At 45.1% G+C, this 5,103-nt stretch carries 10 protein-coding genes; 8 read left to right on the top strand and 2 right to left on the bottom strand.

Annotated features, from left to right (window positions below; all coding sequences use genetic code 11):
* Positions 1–71 precede the first annotated feature (71 nt).
* From P5674_RS23115 to P5674_RS23080, 8 genes are all read left to right on the top strand, one after another.
* Positions 72–455, top strand: coding sequence for a hypothetical protein (locus tag P5674_RS23115; RefSeq protein WP_014274228.1), 384 nt, complete (start codon positions 72–74; stop codon positions 453–455).
* Positions 456–486: 31 nt separating this feature from the next.
* Positions 487–993, top strand: coding sequence for a hypothetical protein (locus P5674_RS23110; protein WP_006615934.1), 507 nt, complete (start codon positions 487–489; stop codon positions 991–993).
* A gap of 153 nt (positions 994–1,146) precedes the next feature.
* Positions 1,147–1,902 (top strand): hypothetical protein, encoded by a 756-nt coding sequence (locus P5674_RS23105; RefSeq protein ID WP_315670318.1) that lies wholly within the window; start codon positions 1,147–1,149, stop codon positions 1,900–1,902.
* 41 nt (positions 1,903–1,943) lie between these two features.
* Positions 1,944–2,168 carry a hypothetical protein gene (locus P5674_RS23100; RefSeq protein WP_014276125.1) on the top strand — a complete coding sequence of 75 codons (225 nt, stop codon included), beginning with the start codon at positions 1,944–1,946 and terminating at the stop codon, positions 2,166–2,168.
* 338 nt (positions 2,169–2,506) lie between these two features.
* Positions 2,507–2,716 (top strand): hypothetical protein, encoded by a 210-nt coding sequence (locus P5674_RS23095; protein WP_006616203.1) that lies wholly within the window; start codon positions 2,507–2,509, stop codon positions 2,714–2,716.
* Complete coding sequence (locus P5674_RS23090) at positions 2,713–3,117, top strand: type II toxin-antitoxin system VapC family toxin (protein ID WP_315670317.1); 405 nt, start codon at positions 2,713–2,715, stop codon at positions 3,115–3,117. Before P5674_RS23095 ends, P5674_RS23090 begins: the two co-directional genes overlap by 4 nt.
* A gap of 322 nt (positions 3,118–3,439) precedes the next feature.
* Positions 3,440–3,886, top strand: a complete 447-nt coding sequence (locus P5674_RS23085) for a PIN domain-containing protein (RefSeq protein ID WP_006616205.1) — start codon at positions 3,440–3,442, stop codon at positions 3,884–3,886.
* Positions 3,876–4,088 (top strand): hypothetical protein, encoded by a 213-nt coding sequence (locus P5674_RS23080; protein ID WP_006616206.1) that lies wholly within the window; start codon positions 3,876–3,878, stop codon positions 4,086–4,088. Before P5674_RS23085 ends, P5674_RS23080 begins: the two co-directional genes overlap by 11 nt.
* Positions 4,089–4,483: 395 nt before the next feature.
* On the opposite strand, the gene P5674_RS23075 is transcribed toward P5674_RS23080, so the two are convergent.
* Both P5674_RS23075 and P5674_RS23070 read right to left on the bottom strand, forming a co-directional pair.
* Positions 4,484–4,870, bottom strand: coding sequence for a type II toxin-antitoxin system VapC family toxin (locus tag P5674_RS23075; RefSeq protein WP_315670320.1), 387 nt, complete (start codon positions 4,868–4,870; stop codon positions 4,484–4,486).
* A partial coding sequence (locus P5674_RS23070; RefSeq protein ID WP_315670316.1) for a DUF2281 domain-containing protein occupies positions 4,870–5,103 on the bottom strand: 234 nt, incomplete at its 5' end. The genes P5674_RS23070 and P5674_RS23075, both read right to left, overlap by 1 nt.

The following is a 5,103-nucleotide window of genomic DNA, read 5'->3' as shown; positions in this document are numbered from 1 at the left end:
GCCAACAGTGAAAAACCGGGTTTCCTTGTTAAAATTGGTTAATACCGCCCAAATGCTGCTACAGACTCGGTATGTTCACATTCGGAGATAATACCGTGAGCGATCGCATTTCCAACTCAGATTTATTACAAACTATCGAAGACTTCCTCACCTATCTCGAACCATCTCAAACCAACCCCCAAAATCACCCCAAACTGTCGGAACATCTACAAGTATTAGAAGACCAATTAACCGCCGCCGAAGATAAAACCTTGAAACTGGCGAAAATCATTAAATCATGGTGTAACGAGTATCAGATTACCTTCAACCCAGAAGAGTTGATAATAGTTCGCGACCACATGAAACAACAAGGGCAGACAATCCCCAAACCAGCAGAAGGAGAACGACCGGAAACGGTCTATAATAAGGCCTTACTGGTGGCTAGAGTGCAACAGGCAAAACAAGCACACTCCTAATCTGTTTACCTAATCTTTAGCAACCATAAATATGAGCGATAAAATAGCCCCAATTTACGCCCCTAGTTTGTATTGGTTCGCCTATGAATATCATCGCGGCTTAGTGACCTCAAATGATGATACCCCCGCCCAAACCTTAGACCACATTAACCCCCAATGGGTACGGAAAAAATATAGCAGTATTCTTAACAAGTTCGAGGTAGACTTAGAGTTAGATATTCGCTCAGATGAACCTTCCCAAAATTTCGATTTGCTGGTCGGTGCTGATGATGAAATAACTACATTTAACTTCACCACTAAACAGCATTTAGAAGGGTTTATTTATCCTCAATGTCTCCATGATAGTTATGCCCTAAATCTGAATATTTACCAACCCGAAACCCCCGGACAAGATGAATATAAGCTGGCGGATTTAGCTCAATTCAACCCGGGGAATTGCTTTAAACCGTCACCGGATTCGGCTTCTAATTTAGGGCAAACTCTGTTATTAAGTGCCTATTTAAACACCAATAAACCGGATAATATTCGCGACTTATAACCTCTGGCTAGACAAGGCTGGATTAAGTTTTTTCACCTGGAAAATGGGGAGAAATTACCGCCTCTCTATCGCGCTGATAATCTGCTGGGTGGATATCTGTATGAGTACGGGAGTCCGAGGGCGGATTTAGAGGAAAATCCCTACGGTCATTTATTGACTTGGTTTCTATTTGAAGAACAGCCAACTTTAATCCTGCAAAAGTGTTATTGGGAATTGCCGGAGTTACTACTATATTATCACAAAATCTGTAAAAGTTTTCAAGATAGTCGGATTTATTACGATCGCGCCGATCGCATTGTGGCAGAAAATGAAACCCAATTAAATCAGTTACATCAAAACTATCTAAACCGGGAAAAAACGGCAACCCTGTCCGCCGCCGAATTGGCAACTTTGAAAATCTCCTTAAAAACGCTGCTGGCGACTTCCCTCAACTATTCTCAACAACTGCGAAATATGGAATATGCGCGCAATACGATCGCCATCAATCGCCAAAACTATCAAACCAGTTTAGAACGCATGGAACAACTGGCAGAAACCCCCATGGAAGGTTGGCGGTTATTTTACGAAAAGGAAGCCATCACCTTTCAAGAACAAATCCGCGCTGATTTAAACTACTTTTATCCCGGTTCCAACCTCCTCAATCAAGCAATTGCCACGATTCGCGGTTTAGTGGAAGTTGACCAAGCGGAACGCGATCGCCACATTCAAGAAAAGCAGCAGAAACTCCAGGATCACATTCAGGCGGTGGGGGTAGGAATTGCTGGGGGTGCGATCGTTGCCTCCAGTAGCGGATTGTTATTTGAACCCCAACGGATGACGTTTCCGTGGGAAGCAGAATTTGGCAGATATCCCCATCCGTTTTTGAGTGCGTTCGCGCAGCGTGTCCGGAGGACGTATCGCCATCAGTAGTCTAGTGGCTTATTTAGCCTTCAAAGCTGCCAAATATTGGATTGAAAAAGGGCGATCGCGCTAAGGGCGATCGTAGGGGTATCTCTCCCGGATTCAAGAAATCCTCGGCTGTCGAGGTGGGGAGGGTCAGGAATTACGGATTTCCTCGGAGTGAGTTATGGGAAGATTTCTATGATGTGTTAGTGGCTCATACTCGTGAGGATGAGGAAGAGGTGCCTTGGGAGGAGTTAAAACAAGACATTCAGGCAGAAGCAAAGGGCAAATGAAGGGTATGCTGTCCGGTTTAAGAAGTCGGCGGCTAAGGAATCGCTCGATATCAATCTCTAGTTACCCATTGGGGAGGCGATCGCCTGAGTTTCGCCCCCCGTCCGCCCGGAGTGGTAACGTTGAAGGGGGACGATAATCTCTAGGGAATTGGTAAGTCATTTCCAGTGAAGCGATCGCTAGAGGTCTTCAGCAACCGGGTTTCTCGGTGGCGGGGGTGGGGTAAAATTCGGCTGAGGTGGCGCGGTGCAACGCGGTTTCTGGGTTGGGGGGGGTAAGGAAACCGGGTTTTTGGATTGGGAGGATGGAGTAAAATGAGGGTACTATCCTGAAATGCACTATGCTAACCACAGAAACTGAAATCTTGGCTATTCTCCGCAATCTACCCCAACCTGCTCTGGAAGAAGCCAAAATATTCTTAGACTTTTTAGCTTGGCGGTATCAAAACACCTCCCCCCAAGGAGCAACTTTAATCGCCAGTCTGCGGGGAAAAGCTACAGGGGACTTGACCACTGATGAGATTCTGAATTTAACCCGGGGTGAGGAATGACGGATTTTTTGGTGGATAGTAATGTGATTCTCGATGTATTAACTGAAGATCTCCATTGGTTTGACTGGTCAGCAGCGCAACTGGCTGATTGTGCCCAAACCGGAACACTGCATATCAACCCGATTATTTATGCAGAAGTATCCATTGGTTTTCGAGATGTAACGGAAGTGGAATCGGTCTTATCTTCTCGTTTTTTTCAGAGAGATGGATTACCTTATGAGGCGGCATTTTTAGCGGGTCAAGCCTTTTTGCAATATCGTCGTAGGGGTGGGGTGAGGCGATCGCCTTTACCGGATTTCTATATTGGTGCTCATGGGTTTGTGTGCCGATACAGTCTGCTCACTCGTGATGCGACCCGTTACCAAACCTATTTCCCTGAGCTTATCCTCATCAGTCCCTAAGTTAAAGACTGGGTTGAGGAAGCGAGAAAACTAGCAAAGGGAGAGAAACCGGGTTTTTGGGAGGGTTTAGGGGAGAAATGAGGGGATGAGTGCAACCCGGTTTCTTGGGTTTTGGACTGGCGGGGGTGGGGTAAAATCGGGATGGTGTAACCTATCCGGTGTGTGGCGATGGATGAACCCAGAGTGCAGGTGTATCTACACCTGATTCAAGAACGCCTCAACGTTCAGGGCAGGGACTAAAATACTAGGGTGTGCAGGGATAGTCAGTTGTCAGTAGAAACTGATACTCTAGACTTGCCCACCAACACTTGACTGGAGGTGGATGTCTGGTATGCGTGTTTACCTAGACACAAGCGTTTTAAATCGTCCCTTTGACGATCAATCACAGGTCAAAATCTTTTTAGAAACCCAGGCGTTTCTTCTAATTCTCACCCTGATTGAAAGTCAGCAAATTGCTCTGGTCAGTTCCAGTGTTCTAGACTATGAAAATAGTCGCAACTCTCGTCTTGAGCGTGCCAATGCTGTCAATCTCTGGCTGAGTTTGTCCAAGATATATCAGAAACTGACACCTAAGATCCGCCTTCGAGCAAAAGCACTGGAAGAGATGGGTGTTAAGTCTTTAGATGCTTTACACATTGCCAGCGCGGAAGCGTCTGGGAGTGATTATTTTCTCACCTGCGATAAACGTCTGATTAATCGCTGCCAAGGACTAGATTTACCCGTTATGAATCCTACCTATTTTATCACGGAGGTTGATTATGAAGGTTGATTTACCGACGGAACAACAAGTTATCAAAGAGGGGCTAAAAATCCTATCCGCTCACATGGCTCCTGTCAAGTTTGCGAGATTTGTTGTGGCTTGTCAACTGGGGGAAGGGGATTATTTGTTGAGTAAAGATGAGATATTTGCGGATGAAACAGTGGATAGTTTATATGAGAAGGTTCGGGCTTTTGAGCAGGGAAAAACTTGAGGTAGTGTTTACAAAAAAGAATCGCTCGATATCAATCTCTAGTTACCCATTGGGGAGGCGATCGCCTGAGTTTCGCCCCCCGTCCGCCCGGAGTGGTAACGTTGAAGGGGGACGATAATCTCTAGGGAATTGGTAAGTCATTTCCAGTGAAGCGATCGCTAGAGGTCTTCAGCAACCCGGTTTCTCGGTGGCGGGGGTGGGGTAAAATCCCGATGGTATCCCCTATCCGGTGCGTGGCGATGGATGAACCCAGAGTGCAGGCTTATCTCTCCCTGATTCAAGAATTCTTCGGCTATCCTAATGAAGAAAATACCTACTCATCGAACTCCCTAAAGATTATAAGTTTAATTTTTTAATGAAACAGCCCTACTTTGGTGGGAGTGGTATTCGATAAACTACCAAAGTATTTCTACTTCATACTGCTCAAACATACCATCTTCTGATAGTAAAGTTAAAGTTTCAGATTTAGCTTGGGAAATTAATAATCGGTCAAACGGATCTCGATGATGGAAAGGTAACGTTTGTAATATCAATAAGTGCGGCAGATGAATGGGTAGAATTTCAATATCGCTGGGAAGAATAAAATTGATAACAATTTGTTCGAGTGGGATTGCCAGTTCGAGTTTACCGAGGCTAGTTTTAATGGTTATTTCCCAGAGGCTAACAATACTTAGATGCAACGTGTTACTTTCATCTTCGATGGCTTGCCTTGCGGTTTGGCTAAGTTTTGGGTTGCCGTCTATCAGCCAAATAAAGATGTGTGTATCTAATAATAAGCGCATCACATATACTCAGCAAAATCATTGAGGGGTGCGTTGAAGTCTTCGGCAATCTTTATTTTTCCCTGCATACAACCAAATAAATTTTTACGGCTGATTTTTTTGTCTACAAATAGGTTCGGCTGTTGTTGCCACTGGGTAATTAAGTAGGAAACGAGTTGCAACTGCTCTTGGCGATCGAGTTGGGTGACTTCTGCTAAGACTTTTTCTAGGAGGGGACTCATCATTGACCTCAA

The sequence above is a fragment of the Limnospira sp. PMC 289.06 genome (assembly GCF_032350395.1).
Taxonomy (GTDB): domain Bacteria; phylum Cyanobacteriota; class Cyanobacteriia; order Cyanobacteriales; family Microcoleaceae; genus Limnospira; species Limnospira platensis.
Note: the sequence above shows the minus strand (reverse complement) of the source record. Positions and strands in the feature narration are given on the sequence as shown.

What these genes read in the sequence shown, in the direction of transcription:
- P5674_RS23115 (WP_014274228.1), top strand. Translation starts at nt 72, where the DNA reads ATGTTCACATTCGGAGATAATACCGTGAGCGATCGCATTTCCAACTCA.
- P5674_RS23110 (WP_006615934.1), top strand. Translation starts at nt 487, where the DNA reads ATGAGCGATAAAATAGCCCCAATTTACGCCCCTAGTTTGTATTGGTTC.
- P5674_RS23095 (WP_006616203.1), top strand. Translation starts at nt 2,507, where the DNA reads ATGCTAACCACAGAAACTGAAATCTTGGCTATTCTCCGCAATCTACCC.
- P5674_RS23090 (WP_315670317.1), top strand. Translation starts at nt 2,713, where the DNA reads ATGACGGATTTTTTGGTGGATAGTAATGTGATTCTCGATGTATTAACT.
- P5674_RS23085 (WP_006616205.1), top strand. Translation starts at nt 3,440, where the DNA reads ATGTCTGGTATGCGTGTTTACCTAGACACAAGCGTTTTAAATCGTCCC.
- P5674_RS23080 (WP_006616206.1), top strand. Translation starts at nt 3,876, where the DNA reads ATGAAGGTTGATTTACCGACGGAACAACAAGTTATCAAAGAGGGGCTA.
- P5674_RS23075 (WP_315670320.1), bottom strand. Translation starts at nt 4,870, where the DNA reads ATGCGCTTATTATTAGATACACACATCTTTATTTGGCTGATAGACGGC.